We start from the raw sequence: 19,972 nt of genomic DNA on the forward strand, positions 1-19,972 counted from the left end.
CGCTCGATGGCGGCTTGCTGCTGTTGCTGCTATTGCTTCCGAGTTGCCGTTCCAACTCATGTACACGATGTTCAAGTTGCTCAATGCGCGCGGCCTGTTGATCGAGAAGAAATTGAACAACGGAAGCAATTTCCTTGTCGCCTTTGCATATGGTCAACACTTGATTCGGCCTTAGTTTCACGTGGTTCGCTCCTTGATCTTTAGTCGCTGTTTTATATACTTCTACACGAGGGGCCGGAATTCCTTACCAGCACCAAAAAAAATATCTCCCGTTGACGAGAGACCTAAGTAGTAACAAACGACCGGGCTAACCACGCACTGGATTGTCTATGCCGCCCCCTTTAGGGGATCGTTTATTGGTCCCCGTCATTCGGCATCCCATTATATAGGAAATGCAAGAGCCGCTCGGGATGGGCTAACCAAGGGATCCGGAGGATAAAGAACAGGAGAGTGATTTATTCCTCTCTCTCAGCCTCCGATGCCTCCAGTTCCTGCATAATCCGCTCTTTTTCCTCCAAATTCCCCAGTTCTTCATTCAACCGGGCCATTTGCTCATAATCATAGCGGGAAGGATTGGGCAGCCGTTCCAAATAGGAGAGAGCTTTAGCCTTGTCTCCTGCTTCCCCATACCGAAATCCGATAGTCCACAAGATTCCGAGCGCGCGAAGCGCATAAGGATCGTCCAGCTGTTTTTCGTAAGCTTCGACCGCTTCTTCATATTTCTGCTGTATCACATAACGGTCTCCCTTCAACTGCTTTTGGTCGCTGACAATAAAGAAAGGAACCGAACTGTCATGCTGAGAGAAGTAGCCGCTGGAGCTGCTGATTTTGCGGTCTTCACTGTCGAAGGCATCCACATACCAAGTGAATTCTCCCCCTGGAAAGACGGCTCCCAATATACTTTGGGCGGAGATCCATTCCTCATCCTGACTCATCGAAACACTGATTCCCCGCGGATAAGTACGGAGCGTCTCCAATTCATACTCTGCGGAAGTTCCTTCCCATTTTTCATTTAACCATGTAGAGGAGGTGTTTCCCGTTATCTTCCCTTGACGGTCACGCTCTAGAGCCGTAATGCCCAGACTGTAATAGGAAGCACCCGGATAAGGCTGCCACTCAAAACGAATCGTCTCCCCATCGATCGACTCCCGGTTGACCGGCGAGACCGTTTCTACTTTCGGCACGAAGGCGACATCATAACGAGCGGTAGAGCCGTCTCTGATGGAAATGTGAGACTTCTCCTGACCGTTGCGGTAAAACCCGTTAATCATCTCCTTACCGATCCCTACCCCGACTTCATAGTCGTCCGGATCCAGGTCATAAAAACGGTAAATTCCTTCCTGATCGGTCATCGCTACCGGATAGTATCCGAACGGATTGGAATAATGCGTATTGCTTTCATGCTCCCGCAGGATCACCAGAACATCCTCTACGCCTTTGCCTCCCACAATGACTCTTCCCGTTAAGGAAGGTTCTTCCCCGCTTCGCGGCTGTCTGGATTGGAGAGCTTGCAAATAGCTCTCGGCTTCCCGCCGAGTCCAGTCCTGCTCGCTGGATGCCGCCAATTCTTCATATAACCGCTCCGCCTGTGGCCAATTTCTCAGGGCGAAATAAATACTCGCCAGATTTATTTTGGCTTGCTCCGCATGACGATAATCCGGATATTCACTCAGCAGTCTTTCCCATTGATGAATGGCGTAACTGGCTTGAGATTGGGAAAAGCTGGAGGAGTTAGGAACATAAGAAGAGGAATTCGGAAAAACTTGTACCCTGTCCATCATAGGGTTGAAGGGGTTGCCCCTCTCTCCTGCTTCCACAGCAGACCAATACAGTGCTTCGGGAGCTTCCTGACTTTTGGGAAACCATGCCAGAAGAGTGTCGTACTTTTCCATTTTCAACAAGAAGCCGGGAACTACCATTACAGCGGCTATCATCATTAGAATGAAGATGAGCCCCGCGATGGCTATCGTTTTTACTTTGACGGTCATCGATGGTTCCCTCCCGCCTCTAGCTGCTCCTCATAAAAAACCCCGCTGTTCAGCACGATCAGCTTCTGCCCGGCGGACACCGTGGTAGTCGAAGGATTCGATGTTATCGGAGTAAAGGCTAGCACGCCGAAAATAACGAACACCCCAACCACCCCTGCGAGCAGGGCGGGAGGGATATACACTTCCCGCTCCCAGAAGCTCCGCTTGGCGTCCCGCAGCACCTGAGTTTTCATTGCTTCAGTAAACTCAATGCCAGCCATTTCCTTCTGCAGCTGTTCTTTCATCCTTGGCGAATCGTTCAAAACAAGAGTGCTTTGGACCCCTGCACGATTTACCGAATTCGCCTGCTCCCTACGATCCTCCGGGAGTCCCACTTCCGGTTTTTCTGTTGCAAGCTCAGGCTCCTTTCCACCATTTTCGAGCACCGAACTGTGATTTTCCTTCTCTCTATAGTCTGCGGCTAGGCTGTCTTTCTCCTCCGCTTTGGAATGATCATGATTCACCGTCCGCTTATCCTTCATCTGTCCAACCTCCTTGTATCAGCTGGTCCTTCAGCAGAGCTCTGCCCCGGGAGAGCTTGCTTTTGACGGTTCCTTCTTTATCTCCGGTGACCTCTCCTATTTCACGCACGGAAAGACTATGGTAATAATACAGGACGATCACCTCCCTATATTTGTAGGGAACCTTCTGAATGTAACTCCACATGGATTGCTCCATTATCATCTGATCTATGTTCGAATCGGTTCCGACACTTTCTTGCCCGGCCGGGTCCCGGAAAAACAGCCTTTTCCAGGAGGCCAACCGCATTTTGCTGCGGCAAAGATGGACGGCAATTCGGATGAGCCAGCCCTTCAGGCTCCCTTCCCCGCTGTATTGGTCTATTTTCTGGTACGCCTTAAGGAAGACCTCCTGACTGATGTCCTCGGCCAGGTGCCTATCCTTCAAGAGCAGCGCAGCGGTCCGGTGAATGTCGGTTCCATAACGATCCATCAGCCAAGCTAACGCGGAACCTTCCCCTTTTCGCAGTCTCTCTATCCATTCCTGTTCCGAGTTCATCTCTATCTTTTTCACCCCTTCTACATAATAGACGATTGGAGGGGAGCTTTTGGTTGCACTTTATTTATTAGTCCGTTATTTCGAGGCTCTGGTATGGGTTGAAAAAAACTCCTATCGAAGTCCTTCAAGGATCGGCCGCGTTTAAGGGAACTATCGATTTCCGCCCCAGTCCGGTCCCCCACAGTTTCATACCATCTTATTTCCCACTTGCGATTACAGTAGTTGCTTGAAAAACTGAAAGACATTCAGAAGTGCATGTTAATTTGCGAGAATTCGGCAAATGACGAAGAAGACGTGCAAAAATACACGTCTTTCCCAACCAAAAACCAAAAATCGGCCAAATGAATAAATTCACCTGCAGATTTGCATGTCTCTAGCTGATTTTCAACTAAAACCTTCCAAAGACCCGCAATTTTGCAGGTAACAAACTCTTTCCACACACTCTATTTAGAATCCGCCTGTTCTTTTTCCAAAAACCAAAATAAGCTGGAAGTGCCCCCAAAAAATTCTCTAAAAATTAATGATCCCGCCAATCGCACGGGACCAACTTTACAAGGGATACTTTGTTGAATTTTACTTGCTAATCTTTGAATATAAGGTGCAAAAGTACTCTTTATTCTCTCGATTTTCCACAGATCGAACGTTTTCGTTAAATTAAGGGGTACTTTTGCACTTCATTTACCAAAATGGGGTTAATGTCGAAATTAAGAGGTACTTTTGCACTTCGATTCGCTCATTCGGTGATTTAGGGGGCATGATACACCCGTGGTTCCCTTTGGGGACTAAGGTTAATTTACGCGATTGATGTTTAATCTGCAAAACTTTAGCCATTGATAGTTAATTCACCGAAACTTCAGCCCTAGCGATATCGGTCCGGCCCATCACATCCCCAAGCCAGCGCCGCAACGTACGCCGGAGAAACGCGCTTAGATGCTTAATGGTTTAAACCTCATGAAGCTCTTCCAAAGGGACAAATTTCATGTCTTCCGGCTGATGCTCCTTATGCACTTTAGCCGTGTTACTTTCGGTATCAATGCTGTCGATCCAAATCCGTTCTCCATTCAGCTCGACATTGATCTTATTCTCGGAATCCAATATTTCCTTCGCTCTAAGTAAATCCATACTGTTCACACTCCATTCATCTCATTATTGCCTTATCCCGGTGACATAGGAGAGAAAGCTATCCTTCCGATTCAAGGAAAGTGCTCCGACACCTGAAACCTCTTGTCAGGGTAAGGGTTTGACCTTTTTCATTGCTCTGTCGCTCACTTCCCCTACTCCTCCAGGTCGAGGAAGGATTCCGGTTCTTCCATCGTATCGGTCGTCGATTCGTCTATCCATCCATTATTAATTGTCACTTGGCCTCCGCCCAGTCCTTCATTAATCATCCGGTCAATATCCATGAACCGGTTTTCCTTGCCTTCGTTCAGCTCATCTGGCTTCCTTTTGTCTTTCATCCTTCTGCTTCCCCCCTTTCCGTCTCCTCCCCCGGCTAATGCCTCAGGAGAGCTTCCACTGGACCTATGCTGGGCAAGCCATGGTGTGTTCCGGCTTTTCCCGCATTTCGTATACTTTTCCCCAATCACGCTGAACCATTCATAATCCCGATCACCCAACACATACTAACCGGTATAGGTGAGTTGTTTTAAATGTACCTGTACAGTCCGCTCTCGGATCATTGGGTCAGCTTACGTGAATCATGCTTTTTAGCCTCGGGTCGAATTCTTAAATAACGCATTTAGAGCATTGGATCGAATGAGCTAAAATTAACGCTTCTTCAAGTATCGACTTACGGCGTTTTGCTTTTAGAAGCGGCCATGCTTGGGAATACTTGATATTAAACAATCACGGTTTACTATTTGATTTTTCCATCCAATTTATTAGGAGGTTTATCGATGCATACGCTTTGGAAGGGAGCCATCAGCTTCGGACTCGTTAACGTCCCGGTCAAAATGTTCGCCGCCACGGAAGATAAGGACATAAGCATGCGCTATATTCACAAGGAATGCGCTACTCCGCTCTCCTATGTACGCAAGTGCAAATCATGCGATCGAGAGGTGGAATGGGAAGAAATTACTAAAGGCTACGAATATGAGCCTGGCCATTTTGTCCTTTTTGAGAAGGAGGAGCTGGATAAGCTCTCCTCGGAGGTTAATAAGGAAATCAAAATTTTGGATTTTGTTAATCTGGAGGATATCGACCCTATTTATTTTCAAAAAACGTACTACCTGTCTCCTGGAGATACCGGTACCAACGCCTACAATTTATTACTGGAGTCGATCAAGCAGACGGGCAAAATCGGAATAGCAACCGTCTCTATCCGTTCCAAAAGCAGCTTGGCCGCGATTCGCATCGTCGATAATTGCATTGCGATGGAAACGATTTTTTACCCGGATGAAATCCGCTCTGTCGCTCAGGTCCCCAACCTTCCGGAGAATGCAAATATTAACGACAAAGAGCTGGGTATGGCCAAAATGCTCATTGAGCAGCTATCCGGGCCGTTCGAGCCGGATAAATATACGGACAATTACCGCAGCGCGCTGTTGGAGGCAATCCAGCAAAAAATCGCCGGGAAAGAGGTCAAGGCCGCGCCAGAACAGCCTAAAACTAACGTTATCGACTTGATGGCGGCGCTGCAGGCCAGTCTCGAAGCGGTTAAGCCTAAAGCCGAGGGCCAGCCGAAAGCTGCCAAAGGACGAGGCAAAAAGTCGAAGGAGACGGTTTCCTGACAATGCGGCCGCCTTTTGCGCCTATGGCCCCCATCTTGCGTGAGCAATTGCCGGAGGGACCGGATTGGGGCTACCAGTTGAAATGGGACGGTGTAAGGTTGATCACCGAGATTCATTCGGGACAAGTTCAGCTTTATTCTCGTAAAATGCTTAACAAAAATACCGTCTATCCGGAGCTTACTGCCGCTTTGTCGGAAATTGGCGGCTCCTGTGTGCTCGATGGGGAGGCTGTCGTATTCGATCCGGTTAAGCAGCGACCCGTCTTTCAGAAGGTTCTGCAGAGGGAACGGATGCGAAATTCAAAAACAATCTCGGATGCCGGAGCCAGGCAGCCCGTGCAATATGTCCTGTTTGACCTCCTTCAAGACGGAACGGAAGATTTATCGGGCCTTCCTTATCGAGAAAGACATGAACGGCTTCAGGCTAAATTCCCGGATAATCGCGGTCTGTTTTTCGTAACCGATCTTTATGAGGACGGAACAGCTTTGTGGCAATGGGTAGAGGAGCGGCAATGGGAAGGGATCGTCTGCAAACGTCTGACCAGCCCTTACCGCGAGGACAAGATGCACAGCGATTGGTATAAGAAAAAAACAGCGCTGCAGCTCGAAGTAACCGTTGTTGGAGTCACCATTAAAGAGGGGCGTCTGGCCAGTTTGGTTATGATTATGGATGGAATGTATTTAGGCAAGGTGTCCTCCGGATTGAACGAACAGATGAAGCGGCAATTGCTTGAGTACGCTCTGCAGGATGCAAGTCCGCAGTCCCCTTTTGCCTCCTTGCAATCGGATTTAAAACGGGATCAGATCATCTGGCTGAGCACGTCATTCCCCTTGGTCGTCACCGGACAGGAAATTACCGATGGCGGGCTGCTCCGCCATTCCAAAATCGTCACCTTTGGGCCCAGGATAAAGGGGAGTTAGCCAAAGCTCCGCTCTACCTGCGTTCTGACTGCAGCAGCTTTATTGGCAGCTCTCTAGCTGTGACAAGGAAAGGAGAGAAGGCGCTTGCTTCACACAAGGGTAAACTGGAGTGCGCCGAACTAATGAAAACCGCCGCCAAAGGAATCGTACAAATTGAAGGGCATGAGCTTACGGTAACGAATCCGGATAAAATTTTGTGGCCTGAAAAAGGCATCTCCAAGCTTACTTATTTGCAGAAGCTGATCGTTCTGTCGCCCTATCTGCTTAAATATTGCCGGGACCGGTATTTGACGACGATTCGCTATCCTCACGGAATTCATGATAAGTCGTTTTACCAAAAAAATTGTCCGGAGCCGACTCCCTCTTTTGTTAAAACCGCAGAGCTTCAAGGCATCCGGTATGTCAATCTCGAGTCTTTGCCCACCTTGCTGTGGCTTGGCAATTTGGCTTGCCTGGAATTTCATTCTTCCTTTCACCGGATTGGCAGTGAGCTCCCGGCCGAATGGATTCTCGACATCGATCCTTCCCTGGAGGAGGAGCCTCGCATTATGTATGCTGTCAGTCTGATCGGTGACGCTCTGGAAGCGATGAATATTCAATCGGTGCCCAAAACGTCCGGGGCTTCCGGAGTACAGATTTTCATCCCGATTATGCCTAAATATACATTCGAGCAGCTTCGCACCGTCGGAGAATTTCTAGGCAAATATTTGGTGCAGAAATATCCGTCTCTGTTTACGATTGAACGGCTGAAAAAAAATCGGGGCGATCTCATATATGTCGACTATTTGCAGCATTGGTTCGGCAAAACTTTGTCAGCTCCCTATACCCCAAGGGCACGCAAACATGCCACTGTCTCCACCCCGCTATTGTGGGAGGAGGTTCGCCGAAACTGCGAAATCAGCCAGTTCAATCTGCTGACAATAGAAGATCGTCTGAAGCAGCACGGTGATTTGATTGAGCAAGTCGAACCTCAATCTCTGGATCACGTATTACGGATGATTACTTAACCTCGCTTCGAGTCAAGGCGGCTTCACCAGGCTCAGGGGCAACGAACAGTTTTCTCAGATCCTGCTGTTTTGGAGAACGGACAGTAAAATAACCCCACAAAATGACGTATAGCCTTCGAAGTGTATTCCGTCCGCACCCTAACAGGGTCGGCGTCTAAACCTTCCTCTAATCGCGGTCGAGCTTCCTGACTTTGCTTCGATAAAGGTTTATACAGTACTTTGCGGGGAGCCCCGAAACTTATAAATTCTATCAAAAAAGCCCGATTGCCAGGCCAAACGGGCTTGTTATTATAGGCTGATTACCGGATACAGTTGGCCTTTATAAGCAAACGAAGAGCGGCCGGTTTCTTCGGAGACGACCAACACGATCGCATCCGTCCTCTCCGATAAGCCGATCGCGGCCCGATGCCGGGTTCCGAGCTTGCGTTCGCCGATGATCGCTTTGGAAAGAGGCAGCACATTGGCGGCAGAAACAATCTCATTCGCGCGAATGAGAACGGCGCCGTCATGCAGCGGATTGCCTGGGTAAAAAATCGACTCCAGAAGCGGATACGTAATGGAGGCTCCGATCGGTGTCCCCGGTTGAATCAGCGCATCCAACGCCTCTCTGCGTTCGACGGCAATCAGGGCACCATGCCTCCGTTCCGATAGGTGCCGTATACAGATGGATAAATCGGCATATTTATCCGTGAATGGGGCCAGGTAGCAGTTCAAATAGAAGGTCGCCGCTTTGGACTCGAGAAGCGTTAGCCGTTCCTTAATCGTTTCGATTCGGCCCAGAACGCATTGGTCTTCGTTATGAAGCACTTCCAGACTTCCTTCAATTTCGCCAATCATTTTCTGCAAATCGATTTTCAGCTGCTCTTTTAACGGAGAAAAATCGCAGTCCGCTTGTGGACTCCTAATCCCGGTGGTCACCTAGATCACATCCCTTAAGTTCAACCTTTTTTATGACAGTATGACCGTTTACGATCCTCCGCATTCAACTCCCGTCCCAACGACCGCCACCTCTCATTTGTCTGGTTATGGATGGCTTATCGTTTTTTGGGAAATAAAGCATAATTTACTTCTGTGGGAACTTCAATCCATGTCATTCTCAGCCCTTCCGGACCCGCTTTGACAGTTATTCTGCCTGGCTCCTCCGTCTGGACGACGACATAATCTTTAGGTTGAAACCTGCTTTCTGTATCCGTCTCCCAAACGCACGACCCATAGCCGCGAATAGCCAGGCCGGACAACGCCCTTTTATTAGACAGGCTAATTTCATGAACCGAATGGGGGCTCATCTCGACGTCCCACATTTTAGCGTCGGCCACAATGGTAATCGGCGATCCTTCACCGATGATCGTCTTAACCCTCACCCCGTTGCGTTCCGCTACCGGAAACTGTTCATTGTCATACTGATGGTATTCGGGAGTTCTGCCCAGCGCTTTCCGCATTTCCGGCTCAAACCAGATTTGAAATACTTCGCCGTCCGGACCTGTAAATCTCTCATTATGATAAACTCCCGATCCTGCTTGAATAAGCTGTGCTCCCCCGGGACCGACCAAGCTGTCCGTTCCTAACGAATCCCCGTGATGGGCTTCACCCTGAATCACGTAAGTCAAAATTTCAAACGCCTGATGGGGGTGTGACGGAATAGAGCCTTCCTTTTTAGTATGAGCCCAGGCCCAATAGAACAACGGACCGATTCGCTGAACGACCGCTCCATCCCCCCTAAAGCCGATCGGCTTTTGCTCCACAATAGCCCCGCCATCAAATGCCCCCGTTCCTTGCATTGACGGGGGATAAATTTGAATATCCGCACTTGCCGGCATCTTTAGCCCTCCTAAATTAAATATTTATAACTAACATAATTATAGCAGATATATTTATATAACTGTAGGTTTGAAAAATGGAGAGAGACCCCGCTCCATCGGTTTCGTTATATGAGATGTAGGTTCATGGGATGGCGGCTATTGATCTTGGCCAAGCTTATGTAGGGGATTCGTTGAAGGTGGTGCAGCATTGTGAAATCTGATAATGGAGAAATAATCTACACTGGAATTCAGGATAGCGTTTCTCAGAGGGTACAAATTGGGGGTAAACCGTAGCTCAACACCTAGCTCAGCCACTTTGTTCTGTAAGCTATCCATGCGCTCCACAGCTGCGGGAGCGACTGTCCGGCGGGAGATATAATAACCTGCAAAAGGTTCATAAAGCTCAAAATCTTCTTCAGAAAAAACATATTTAAAGAGAACTGTGTTCTGTATCGTTTGCAGCCAGCCGTTTTCCACGGCAATAATGATATCCGCCGCCGTTTGTCCGAAAAAACGTTCTTCATCCTCTATGCTCATCTTATCCGATCTCCGATAAATTACCCGGGGACAGTCTCTTGGGAAAAAATAATTAACGGCATGGTCTTCGTCTATTGCCCATACAACGGCCGGCATATCCGGCCGATTTTGTTTGATTCTCGGAATAAACAACTCGATATCCGCTTCTTCGCTGAAATGATAAAGCAAAAGCTTGCCTCCTTTTGTTTGCAACTTGATTTCCTTTCTCTAAAAACAGTGATTTCCCTTGTCATTCAACTTTAAGAATTTAGAAAAAAAAGCTGCCGAAGCAGCCATAAATAAAATTTTCAAGTTATTCATTAGATTAAACCTGAAGGGAATTATTTGTAATAGGACGTGGTCAGAGGAATGATAAAACCACCCTCGCCAGTCGTATCGATCTCCATGTACACTTCAGAAATACCGCCAATATCGGCTTCAATCGTTTTCATTCCATCCTCAATGGTTACCTTCTCCTCCTTGAGAAGCTTAAGTGAGCCACTTTCATAGATACTGACTTTGATTTCTTTGTTCAGTGCCGCTGCCTGCAAGTATAATTTCTGATACTTTTTGTCAGGGTATAGCATCAGGCTGGCGCCCCCTGTGTTGTAAAAAACATCTTTATAGTTCTTGTTCTTATAGGTAGTATGGCTGGGATCCGATGTTACATAAGTATTGCCATATTTTTCAGCCGCGATGGAAATCCCGTCCATCTTCTCCCCGAGCAGTACAGTTGAGGTTTCCCCATCATAATCTACCGCTACCTTCAGCGCATTGGCAATCGCCCGCACTGGCAAATATGTATTCCCCTCATACGTAATTGGCAGAATGGCATTCCCCTGCTCATCATTCAGTTGTGCAGGCACCCCGTCAACCTTGACCGTCAAAGTGTGATTCAAATACGCTTGGATCGTTTCCAGGTTTGCCCCCGCGTAGGCACCTACACTCGCTCCCAGCAGCAAAGATACTCCGGCGACCGAGGCGATTAATTTCTTTTTCATAAAATTCCTCCTCATTGATTCAAATGGACCCTGAACACCCCGTAATACGTCTTCAGAATAATAAAAGTTTCGTTTTTACGGTTTATAAAAGTATTATTTCTTCGCATGACTGATTGAAAGGCTCCAGACCTAAATTTCCGTTGGAAGGTGGTGAAAATACATGTCTAAACCATCGGTATTATCCTTTAAACACTGCATGGTTTTGGGATTAGGATTGACGTAGATCGTAGGGTAATCGACTTCGTCGTATTGCTCTCGCACCGGAAAAGCCAGCTTTTCTTCCTCAGTCGAGAACTGAGCATTAACACCCTCCTTATTTCCTCGCGAGTCGAGGCGAATCCACTTCTGCAGGCTGGATAAGTATACGGCATTCAAGGCATGAATACAGTACCCCGTCTCCGGCTCATCCCCAATGGTCAGCCGTTGATAGCAAAATCCTGCAGGAATGCCAAAGGAACGAAGAAGTGCGGCTAGCAAGTTGGATTTGGCGTAGCAAATCCCTTCTTTGAATACGAGGACCTCCGAAGCCTTCCGGGTAATTCGGGGGCTCTGAATATCCCTGGAATGGGCTATTTTATCACGCACAAATTCAAAGATTTCTTTAACCAGATCTAATTCGGGCAACGACCGGTGAGCCCATAGCGCTGTCTGCTCCCTTATTACCAAATGATCAAAATCGATTTCTTCCGTTTCTTGTAAATAGTCAGACAAATTAACCGATTCGCATAGTAATTTCAAAGCTCATCTCCTCCTTGCTTGTTTACCTCAAGGGTTTGATTATTTCTTTACATGATAACATGAAATTCATTAACCGATACAGCGGTTCCGGATATGTAAATATCCATCTGCTGTGGGGCAACCCTGCACACTTCTACCTTAACTCTGCCATCCCTGTTTATTTCCTGGCCTTGCTCGACTATAAACTCGGCCTTATGAAGTCCCGGCTTTATGTATGTTAAGTAATACGCCCCCATGACTCCGGAAGCCGTCCCTGTCACCGGATCTTCTACGGTGCCTGAATAAGGGGAAGAAAAATGCCTCGCATGCATCAACGCATTCTTGTCTATCGTCTCCAAGCTAAAAGGATGAAGCGATGCCCGTGAATTCTCGATTAATATATTAGGAAATGCGTCATTATTCGGGGTCATCCGCTTAAAGCTAACCAAGCTTTTCACAGGGATTAGCAGGGTCCAGATTCCGGTACTTCCGTACACGATTGGATATCTTGAGTCTAACTCACTTACCGATAAGCCTATAGAATGACACAGTCGTTCAACATCCCCATGGAAGGATATGAATTGAGGGTTCTCTTGCTTCATCTTTATTCGGGTTTCATTGTTATCATTTATGATTTCAATCGGTAAAACGCCGACATTAGTCTCAATATTGATAACATTATAAAGACCTGCCTTGCCCTCCTGCTTTAAGGCGAATAACGCAGCCACTGTCGCATGGCCGCACAGGTTGATTTCATGACCCGGGGTAAAATATTTCAACCTGAAATCCGCCGTATCAGAATCGAGAACAAAGGCCGTTGCGCTGAAGCCAGCCTGTCTAGCAATATTCTGCATATCCTTCTCAGCTAATCCGTCCGTATCCAGAACCACTCCTGCCGGATTGCCCTTATTAGGAATCGTAGAAAAAGCGTCGTAATGATAGACCTTCACTTCATTCATTTAAAAATAACCCCCGTTAATGGAATCATATCGACGTATGATTAGGCTTCACCTTATTCCCCTTTTGCTTGATTTACAGCGTACTCGTACTCCTGTCTGCTCCATTTGATTTTATTGAGCTCATCTTTCATCCAGAAGCTGTCCGTAAGATTAATGTCGTATACATTGGCAAGAGCGACTACATAATACAAAACATCGCTTAACTCTTCCTCAATCGTCCCTTTTATGGTGTCGTTATCTTTCATTCTAGCATTTTTTCTTATCACTTCCGATAATTCCCCTACTTCTTCTACCAGCTTCATAAAATAGGCCTGTCGATGTTCAGGCCTATGATCAAATCGACGGATATATTTTTGCAGACCTTCAATAGTCAGTTCCTTCGTCTCCAACAGGTTCTCGCCTCCATAAATAGATTGGACAAGCCTTCTGATCAAATTCTAATCATTACTCTACAATACGGCAAAGAGTACGACAAACGTTTTTATATGAAATTGGAAAAGTAAATGATAGGCTGTCCTCTTTATCTGCATCGCTTATTATCGACTGCGATACTACAAAAGTGCGAGTAGAAGGATAGCGTCTAACTGTATTTTATGTAGGTATATGGAAGCGAATGGGGAAAATGGACAAGACTAGATGGAAAAACTACATTTAAAACGGAGGTTTTTTGCTGATATCCTTCTTTTTGCACAAAATGGATGGAGGTTTTCCATTAGTTTTCGTTTTTAACCTCAAATGGAGCAAATTAGCTGCATGAAATCCACTTAGATCCCCTAGCTGTGCGAAACGCGGAACCAACAGTTGTCCTATTCTCGACCATTAGCCATCTATTAATAAAACCGGGGAGAGTTTCCTCTTCCCGGTTTTTCATTAATCTATCGGACTATGAGCACCGTCCGTGAATTATTATCCCAGATTAGGTTATCGGACTATGAGAACCGTTTGCGAATTATTATCCCAGAATACTTCAGCGCCCAGAGCTTCACTGACAAAGCGGACAGGTACCATCGTGTTGTTGTTGATAAGCTGCGCAGGAACGTTAAGCTTATTCTCCTGACCGTCGATGTAGGCTTTATCCGAACCGATCTGCAGCTTGATCTCCTTGCTTCCCCTAGTGGCCGTAACCGTCTGGGTTTCCTGATCCCATTCGATCCCTGCCCCCATAGCTTCAAAGATAGCTCTCATCGGCACAACTACGTTGCCTGCCAAATTAACGGGAGGCTGCTCGGTAGCCAATCCTTTGCCGTCAATCGTTACCAATGTCCCTCTTTTAACGATCTCTTGCTTTCCTGTTTCATCATAGAATTGAACGGCTACGCTGCTTGCATTGGTCTCTTTAATCTGCATTTTGAGATTGTACAGACGATTATCCATAGTAAAGTTTGTATTTGTCTGAATCGCCAATTCCTTGCCGTCCCCTGTATAAGGGGTTACTCTGGCACTTATCCTTTGTGATTTCCCTCCATTTTTAACAACGGAGGTCAATACAATCTTTCCGTCTTTAATATAGGTTCCATATTCGACCAAATAAGTTTGATCATCGGTAAGTACTGTGAACTTAACGTCATTAATTTCATTAACGGCATCCAGCTTAATTTTAAAAATCGAGGTGCGTTTGTCCATAACAAAATTAGTGGTCCCTCTTACTTCTACAACCTTGCCGTTAGTGTTCGTTCCCGTAGCGACAACATTAATGACCTGAGAATTTTTCCCGTTTTTAACCGCTATAATGCCTTCCAAATGGTCCGTATGAGCTACCGTCGTTTCCTTCAAAACTTTATAAGGCTCTTCAATCGGACCCAAGGCTTCGATGTCGACCTTAGTCAACTCTTCTCCATGGTCCATAGTCAATTGGAATACTTTAGTGTGTCCCCCCATGATAAACTCATCTTGCTTTTGGATTTCAATAATTTCACCGAATTGGTTGTAACCGGTGACCAACAGCGAGACGACTTCGCTGGATTCGACTCGTACGTCCGCGGTTACTTTCATTTTGCCATCAATGACTTTATGCTCAGAACGCAGCAGCTCGATATTTCTGCCCGAGTTTGCAGACGTTGGAGCTGGTGTCACCAGACTGAATATGATCGCTAATGCAACGAACAGCCCCAACAAAGAACGCATACTTTTGGATAAACTCATTTTCTTGTATCCTCCTCTTTTCCAATCAGTGCCCTTAAGCATTCGATTAATAAGTTAACGCAAAGCTTTCAGGAATGTAAATAGAAAAGAAGGCCCAAAAAAAGAAGGGCCGGCTCCCATTAGTTGATAACGGAGCCGCCCCCTCTTCCTTTGAATGGTAAAAAAAGGTTGTCAACTGAAATATATCGGAGTTATATAGGCTGAAATCCCTGCTTCGATCTGAAAAGCAGGCATTCAGACATGGTAAAATAGACCTGCATAATGCAGGCCTCGAGCTTGATTCCAGTAGCACACGGATTGATTCAGCGGATTTAATGATTGTCCAGGGACAAGCCCAGCTTCTTGAGCAGTTGGATCATTTGCTGCTGTTCTTCAGGGTTCAAGCTGCTGAAGGTCTCTTTAATCGCCTTCCGGTGCTTTGGAAAAATATCATCCATCCGCGCCCGGCCCTCCTCCGTAATGGAAGCATAAATGATCCGGCGATCTTCCTTGCATTGCTTGCGGATAAGCAGTTTTTTCTTTTCCAGTTGATCTACGACATAGGTCATGCTTCCGCTGGTCAGTAAAATTTTTTTGCCGATATTTTGAATGGGCTGATCTCCTTTATGATAAAGCAGCTCGAGAACGGCAAATTCCGTCGGATTCAATCCGTAGCTTTTAATATCCTCCTTGATCCGGTCGGTTACCGCCCGGTTAGCCCGGGAGAATACAACAAATAATTTTAACGACAGCTCTTGCTCGTTCAGAACGGGTTCCATATGTTAATACCTTCCCTGTTAAATACCTTGAATATAAGATAATATTAATTGTCCTTCCATGTAGTTGTCAACTTCACCTGCCTCACCTCCCCTCACAAGGCTAAAACAGCGGAGATAAAAGACGGGCCGCGACTTCCTTCGCCTTCTGCAGCTTAGGCCGGTTATAGAACGGGGCTGGAATGATTTCCTCGCTGTCCTCGACATCCTGTAAAAAATCACTTTCCAGCCTGCGAATGGTTGACCGTTCGAACAGGATAGCGTTTAGCTCAAAGTTTTTGAAGAAGCTGCGCAGGTCCATATTCGCGGTCCCGACCGCAGCCAATATTTCATCTACGAGGATGACTTTGGCATGCATGAATCCTTTTTGATATTTATAGAACCGGACGCCCACCTGCAGCAGCTCACTGACATAGGATAAGGACGCCCAATAAACGATTCGGGTATCCGGCACCCCCGGCAGAATAATTCTTACATCTACCCCGCTCATCGCGGCTACCTTCAAAGCCTGAATGATTCCGGAATCGGGTATGAAATAGGGGGAAGCAATATAAATCCGTTCTCTGGCGGATCCCAGCGCCGCAAAAGTAACCGACAGGATCGCATCCTCCTCCCCGTCAGGTCCCCCGCTGACGATTTGTACCCATTGAATACTATGGCAGTGGTGCTCGGGGAAGTAGCGACCCGAGTCGAGGCGCTCGCCCCGGACAAATTCCCAATCATCCATAAAAGTTCGCTGCAGCGAACGGACAGAATCCCCATAAAGACGCATATGAGTGTCCCGCCAGAAGCCCAACTTGGGGTTGCCGCCCAAATACTCATCTCCTATGTTGATTCCTCCCAGAAAACCGATCCTTCCATCGACAACAACAATTTTGCGATGATTGCGGTAATTGATCCTCTTATCGATAAACGCGATTAAGGCCGGTAAAAAACAGCCCGTCTGAACGCCTGCCTCACGTAGTTCCTGTATGTAGCCCTCATCCAGCTCATAGCTGCCAATTCCATCGTAGATGATGCGGACCTCGACACCTTGCCTCGCCTTGGCAATCAAGGCCGCTTGAAATCTCTGGCCAATGCCATCGTTGCGAATCGTGTAATAGTCCAGGTGAATGTGATCGGCCGCTTCTTCAATGGCTTTTAATATCGCTTCATAAGCCTCTTCGGCATTAGTCAGTATAGTCACTTCATTCCTGCCGGTCATCTCAGGTCCGGGACTATTGCGCAGCAGGCCAAGCAGACGCGGATCCAACTCGGGACCCGCTATAACAGACCTGTCCCTTCCTTCCCTATTCGCTTGTCTTCTTCCCCCTTCTTCTTGAGAAGCACCCAATAGATGAGACCCTTTCCCATTACCTCGCAATGAACGACGGTGACGATGCTTGAACTGCCTGGCAACAAAATAATACATAATAAAGCCAAGAATGGGGAAAATAAACAGAACCAGCAGCCAGGCGACGGCCTTGGCCGGGTGGCGATATTCCATCCACACGATAGCTCCGGTTTGAATATAAACCACTAGAAGAAAGACGCATATCCAAATCACAGTTTCACCTCGACAACATAGAAGTTTTAAAGACTAGGTGGTAATCCAGTGTACCCAAAAAAACGTCAAAATAATAAAACTGCCGCAGAGGATATTCTTGACTATAATTTCGTCAATGACTTGAAAGAGAGTCCTATTCCTGCCTCTCTTGACGAGAACCGGCGAATTCTGAAGGAAATGTTCAACGATTGCTCGGACATCGTGATCCGTCCTTTTGTTATCGAAAAAAATATCCAGGCCCTCGCCGTATTTATTGATGGCCTGGTCATTTCCGACGTGCTCGATGACGCTCTTAGAAGCTTGATGATCTTGGAAGGGAACGAATCCGAAATAGATCGGATTGTGGAAACGGCGCTGCCCGTATCGCAAATCCAGACCGCAGACAACTACGGCGAGCTTCTGCTGGGGATTCTTGGCGGGGATACAGGAATTTTCGTAGAAAATCATGATCGCGCGATTCTGCTTGGCATCCGCGGACCCGAGACTCGTTCCGTTGATGAGCCGAGCAGCGAATCGCTCGTTAGAGGGCCACGAGAAGGCTTTATCGAAAATTTGCGAACCAATACAGCTCTCATCCGGCGCAAAGTCAAATCCCCGCGACTGAAGATGAAGCCGCTGGTAGTCGGGAAGCATACGAATACGAACCTCGTCGTCTCCTACATTGACGGGCTGGCTGATCCTGCGCTGATCGATGAGGTCGTGCAGAGAATTGAGCTGATTGACATCGATTCCGTCATCGAGTCCGGATACATCGAAGAAATGATCCAGGACAGCGCTTATTCTCCATTCCCGCAAATGCAGTATACGGAAAGGCCGGATGTGGTCGCCAGCGCGCTCCTGCAGGGAAGAGTGGCCATTCTCGTAGACGGCACCCCGTTTGCTTTGCTGGCCCCCACCATCTTCCTGCAGCTCATGCAGGCAGCGGAAGATTATTACGAGCGATTCCAGATCGGGACGCTGCTCCGGTGGCTGCGCTATCTTTTTTTATTCATGTCGCTGTTCACTCCTGCCTTATATGTGGCTATTACGACATTTCATCCGGAAATGATTCCGACCTCCCTGCTGCTAAGCGTCTCGGCAGCCCGAGAAGCTATTCCTTTTCCCGCAGTCATCGAAGCCTTGATCATGGAGATCATCTTTGAAGCGTTGAGGGAAGCCGGGGTTCGTTTGCCTAAATCGGTCGGTTCGGCCGTCGGTATTCTTGGCGCCATAGTTATCGGACAAGCGGCTGTCGAAGCCGGCATCGTGTCCGCTCCGATGGTCATCGTCGTTTCCATTACCGGGATTGCTTCGTTTACCATCCCCCATTTTAATGGAGCCATTGCGATCCGGATGCTGCGCTTTCCGCTGCTCATTCTCGCTTCCCTTTTTGGGATTTTCGGCATTTTGTTAGGAACGATGATCATCCTTGGACATATGGCGAATTTACGTTCTTTTGGCGTCCCCTATCTGTCTCCGATAGGGCCGACCAAATGGTCCGATCTTAAAGATGCTCTCATTCGCTCCCCCCAATGGAATTTAACGACCCGCCCTTCCTTCCTGGGTGTGCAGAATCCGGTCCGGCTTGGACAGGAATTGCCGGAGGAGATCAAGCAGAATAACGGTTTAAAAGGACAGCACATTTCCCATCCGCATGCCAATAACCGTCAAGGGGGGACGCAAGATGACCAGGGGAAAGAATAAAAGAATAAGCGTATTAGCAATGCTTGCCTCCGTCTCCTTGCTGCTGACCGGATGCTGGGATCGATTGGAGATCAATGATATTGCCATTGTAATGGCTGTAGCGGTCGATAAGGAAGAAAACGGGAATTTTCGGGTGAGTATAGAGGTTCCTCTTGCCAGTCAATTGGGAGGGGCTAAAGGAGGCGGAGGCGGGACAGGAGGAAGCAAGGCCTATTATATCGACTCGGAAACCGGACCCACCTTCGTTCAGGCCTACACCAAGCTTCAGGATAGAATGTCCAGAAGACTGAAATTCGGCCATTATCGGGTCATCATTATCGGGGATGAGGCGGCCAAGCATGGAGTCGGAGGCATCTTCGATGTCATTACCCGAAAGCCGGAGAACCGTCTTACTTCCTATATGATCGTCGCCGAAGGAACGGGGGAAGAATTGATGAAGGCTCAACCGAAGCTGGAAAGATTCTCCGGCGAGGCTATTCGGGAAATTGTAAAGCAAGGGGATCTAATTTCTTCGAACGTCAAAGATACGGCCTTATCCATGAGCCATCTCGGAAGTGATCCGGTTCTGCCTTTTATGGCAGTCAAGAAATTGAAGGAAAAGGGTAATAAGGAATCGCAAGAAATTGAATGGCTCGGTTATGCGCAATTTCACGGTGAAAAAATGGTGGATGTTATGAGAAGACAAGCGGCCGTAGGCTTATCCTGGCTCAAAAATAATATCAAGCCCGGCACCGTCATCGCCAATTTGGAACATTCGGAAGATCTTATATTTAACGTGCTGCGCAGTCAAACGACCGTCACCCCTTCATTGAACCAGGACAGAGTCGAATTCGATGTGAATATTGATACCAGGATCACCTTAAGCGAGAACAGAACGAAAGAGGATCTGACCAATAGACAAGTTTTGGCCAAGGCAAGAAAAATGGCGGCCGACCAGATTAGAGCCCAAGTAGACGAAGCGATTAAAAAAATTCAGAATACTGGGGCCGATTCCGCGGATTTCGGCTTGAAGGTTTTCCGTCAGAACCCCAGAGCCTGGAAAGCCATCGAGAACGAATGGTCTGAAATGCTGAAGAAAGCGGAATTCCGGGTTCATATTAAAGTGGACATTACCGAATTCGGTCTGATTTCTGAAAACATTGTAAGGGGGTAAA

21 protein-coding genes are annotated in these 19,972 nt (G+C 47.4%); 5 read left to right on the top strand and 16 right to left on the bottom strand.

Going from position 1 to position 19,972, the window contains the following annotated elements; translation table 11 throughout:
- The 6 genes from KJS69_RS15845 to KJS69_RS15870 form a co-directional block, all read right to left on the bottom strand.
- Window positions 1–181 (bottom strand): DUF6444 domain-containing protein (locus tag KJS69_RS15845; protein ID WP_213584766.1); only part of this gene is annotated, 181 nt, incomplete at its 3' end.
- 274 nt (window positions 182–455) lie between these two features.
- Window positions 456–1,988 (bottom strand): tetratricopeptide repeat protein, encoded by a 1,533-nt coding sequence (locus KJS69_RS15850; protein WP_213584767.1) that lies wholly within the window; start codon window positions 1,986–1,988, stop codon window positions 456–458.
- Window positions 1,985–2,509 carry a hypothetical protein gene (locus KJS69_RS15855; protein WP_213584768.1) on the bottom strand — a complete coding sequence of 175 codons (525 nt, stop codon included), beginning with the start codon at window positions 2,507–2,509 and terminating at the stop codon, window positions 1,985–1,987. Before KJS69_RS15855 ends, KJS69_RS15850 begins: the two co-directional genes overlap by 4 nt.
- Entirely contained in the window at window positions 2,499–3,044 is a 546-nt protein-coding gene (locus KJS69_RS15860; RefSeq protein WP_213584769.1) for an RNA polymerase sigma factor, read from the bottom strand. Before KJS69_RS15860 ends, KJS69_RS15855 begins: the two co-directional genes overlap by 11 nt.
- A 942-nt stretch (window positions 3,045–3,986) precedes the next feature.
- Window positions 3,987–4,166 carry an H-type small acid-soluble spore protein gene (locus KJS69_RS15865; RefSeq protein ID WP_213584770.1) on the bottom strand — a complete coding sequence of 60 codons (180 nt, stop codon included), beginning with the start codon at window positions 4,164–4,166 and terminating at the stop codon, window positions 3,987–3,989.
- Window positions 4,167–4,318: 152 nt separating this feature from the next.
- Window positions 4,319–4,501: a hypothetical protein gene (locus tag KJS69_RS15870; RefSeq protein WP_213584771.1), complete on the bottom strand. Its 183-nt coding sequence runs from the start codon at window positions 4,499–4,501 to the stop codon at window positions 4,319–4,321.
- Window positions 4,502–4,939: 438 nt separating this feature from the next.
- On the opposite strand from KJS69_RS15870, the gene ku reads away from it, so the two are divergent.
- From ku to ligD, 3 genes are all read left to right on the top strand, one after another.
- Window positions 4,940–5,773, top strand: coding sequence for a non-homologous end joining protein Ku (gene ku, locus KJS69_RS15875; RefSeq protein WP_213584772.1), 834 nt, complete (start codon window positions 4,940–4,942; stop codon window positions 5,771–5,773).
- Between the two features lie 2 nt (window positions 5,774–5,775).
- On the top strand, window positions 5,776–6,693 hold the full coding sequence (locus tag KJS69_RS15880) for an ATP-dependent DNA ligase (protein ID WP_213584773.1): 918 nt from the start codon (window positions 5,776–5,778) through the stop codon (window positions 6,691–6,693).
- Window positions 6,694–6,815: 122 nt separating this feature from the next.
- On the top strand, window positions 6,816–7,700 hold the full coding sequence (ligD, locus tag KJS69_RS15885; protein ID WP_213585000.1) for a non-homologous end-joining DNA ligase: 885 nt from the start codon (window positions 6,816–6,818) through the stop codon (window positions 7,698–7,700).
- Window positions 7,701–7,988: 288 nt separating this feature from the next.
- Here ligD and cdaS read toward each other — a convergent pair whose 3' ends face one another.
- The 10 genes from cdaS to cls form a co-directional block, all read right to left on the bottom strand.
- A complete protein-coding gene (gene cdaS, locus KJS69_RS15890; protein ID WP_249730552.1) occupies window positions 7,989–8,618 on the bottom strand; it encodes a sporulation-specific diadenylate cyclase CdaS in 630 nt (209 codons plus the stop codon).
- 116 nt (window positions 8,619–8,734) lie between these two features.
- Window positions 8,735–9,517, bottom strand: coding sequence for a pirin family protein (locus KJS69_RS15895; RefSeq protein ID WP_213584774.1), 783 nt, complete (start codon window positions 9,515–9,517; stop codon window positions 8,735–8,737).
- Between the two features lie 138 nt (window positions 9,518–9,655).
- Complete coding sequence (locus tag KJS69_RS15900) at window positions 9,656–10,228, bottom strand: DUF6886 family protein (RefSeq protein ID WP_374706646.1); 573 nt, start codon at window positions 10,226–10,228, stop codon at window positions 9,656–9,658.
- Between the two features lie 128 nt (window positions 10,229–10,356).
- A complete protein-coding gene (locus tag KJS69_RS15905) occupies window positions 10,357–11,016 on the bottom strand; it encodes a stalk domain-containing protein (protein ID WP_213584776.1) in 660 nt (219 codons plus the stop codon).
- A 129-nt stretch (window positions 11,017–11,145) separates the two neighbouring features.
- A complete protein-coding gene (locus tag KJS69_RS15910; RefSeq protein WP_213584777.1) occupies window positions 11,146–11,754 on the bottom strand; it encodes a transglutaminase-like domain-containing protein in 609 nt (202 codons plus the stop codon).
- Window positions 11,755–11,801: 47 nt separating this feature from the next.
- Window positions 11,802–12,692: a PhzF family phenazine biosynthesis isomerase gene (locus KJS69_RS15915; protein WP_213584778.1), complete on the bottom strand. Its 891-nt coding sequence runs from the start codon at window positions 12,690–12,692 to the stop codon at window positions 11,802–11,804.
- 53 nt (window positions 12,693–12,745) lie between these two features.
- Window positions 12,746–13,081 (bottom strand): MazG nucleotide pyrophosphohydrolase domain-containing protein, encoded by a 336-nt coding sequence (locus tag KJS69_RS15920; RefSeq protein WP_249730554.1) that lies wholly within the window; start codon window positions 13,079–13,081, stop codon window positions 12,746–12,748.
- A 532-nt stretch (window positions 13,082–13,613) separates the two neighbouring features.
- A complete protein-coding gene (locus KJS69_RS15925) occupies window positions 13,614–14,834 on the bottom strand; it encodes a copper amine oxidase N-terminal domain-containing protein (protein WP_213584779.1) in 1,221 nt (406 codons plus the stop codon).
- A 311-nt stretch (window positions 14,835–15,145) separates the two neighbouring features.
- On the bottom strand, window positions 15,146–15,592 hold the full coding sequence (locus KJS69_RS15930) for a MarR family winged helix-turn-helix transcriptional regulator (RefSeq protein ID WP_213584780.1): 447 nt from the start codon (window positions 15,590–15,592) through the stop codon (window positions 15,146–15,148).
- Between the two features lie 100 nt (window positions 15,593–15,692).
- The gene (gene cls, locus KJS69_RS15935; RefSeq protein WP_213584781.1) at window positions 15,693–17,135 is read right to left on the bottom strand and encodes a cardiolipin synthase; all 1,443 of its coding nucleotides are present in this window, start codon (window positions 17,133–17,135) and stop codon (window positions 15,693–15,695) included.
- 177 nt (window positions 17,136–17,312) lie between these two features.
- On the opposite strand from cls, the gene KJS69_RS15940 reads away from it, so the two are divergent.
- Window positions 17,313–18,818 carry a spore germination protein gene (locus KJS69_RS15940; protein ID WP_213585003.1) on the top strand — a complete coding sequence of 502 codons (1,506 nt, stop codon included), beginning with the start codon at window positions 17,313–17,315 and terminating at the stop codon, window positions 18,816–18,818.
- Window positions 18,799–19,971: a Ger(x)C family spore germination protein gene (locus KJS69_RS15945; protein ID WP_213584782.1), complete on the top strand. Its 1,173-nt coding sequence runs from the start codon at window positions 18,799–18,801 to the stop codon at window positions 19,969–19,971. The genes KJS69_RS15940 and KJS69_RS15945 overlap by 20 nt, the downstream gene beginning before the upstream one ends.
- Window position 19,972: the final 1 nt, after the last annotated feature.

The sequence above is a fragment of the Paenibacillus sp. J2TS4 genome, assembly GCF_018403245.1.
GTDB lineage: Bacteria > Bacillota > Bacilli > Paenibacillales > NBRC-103111 > Paenibacillus_L.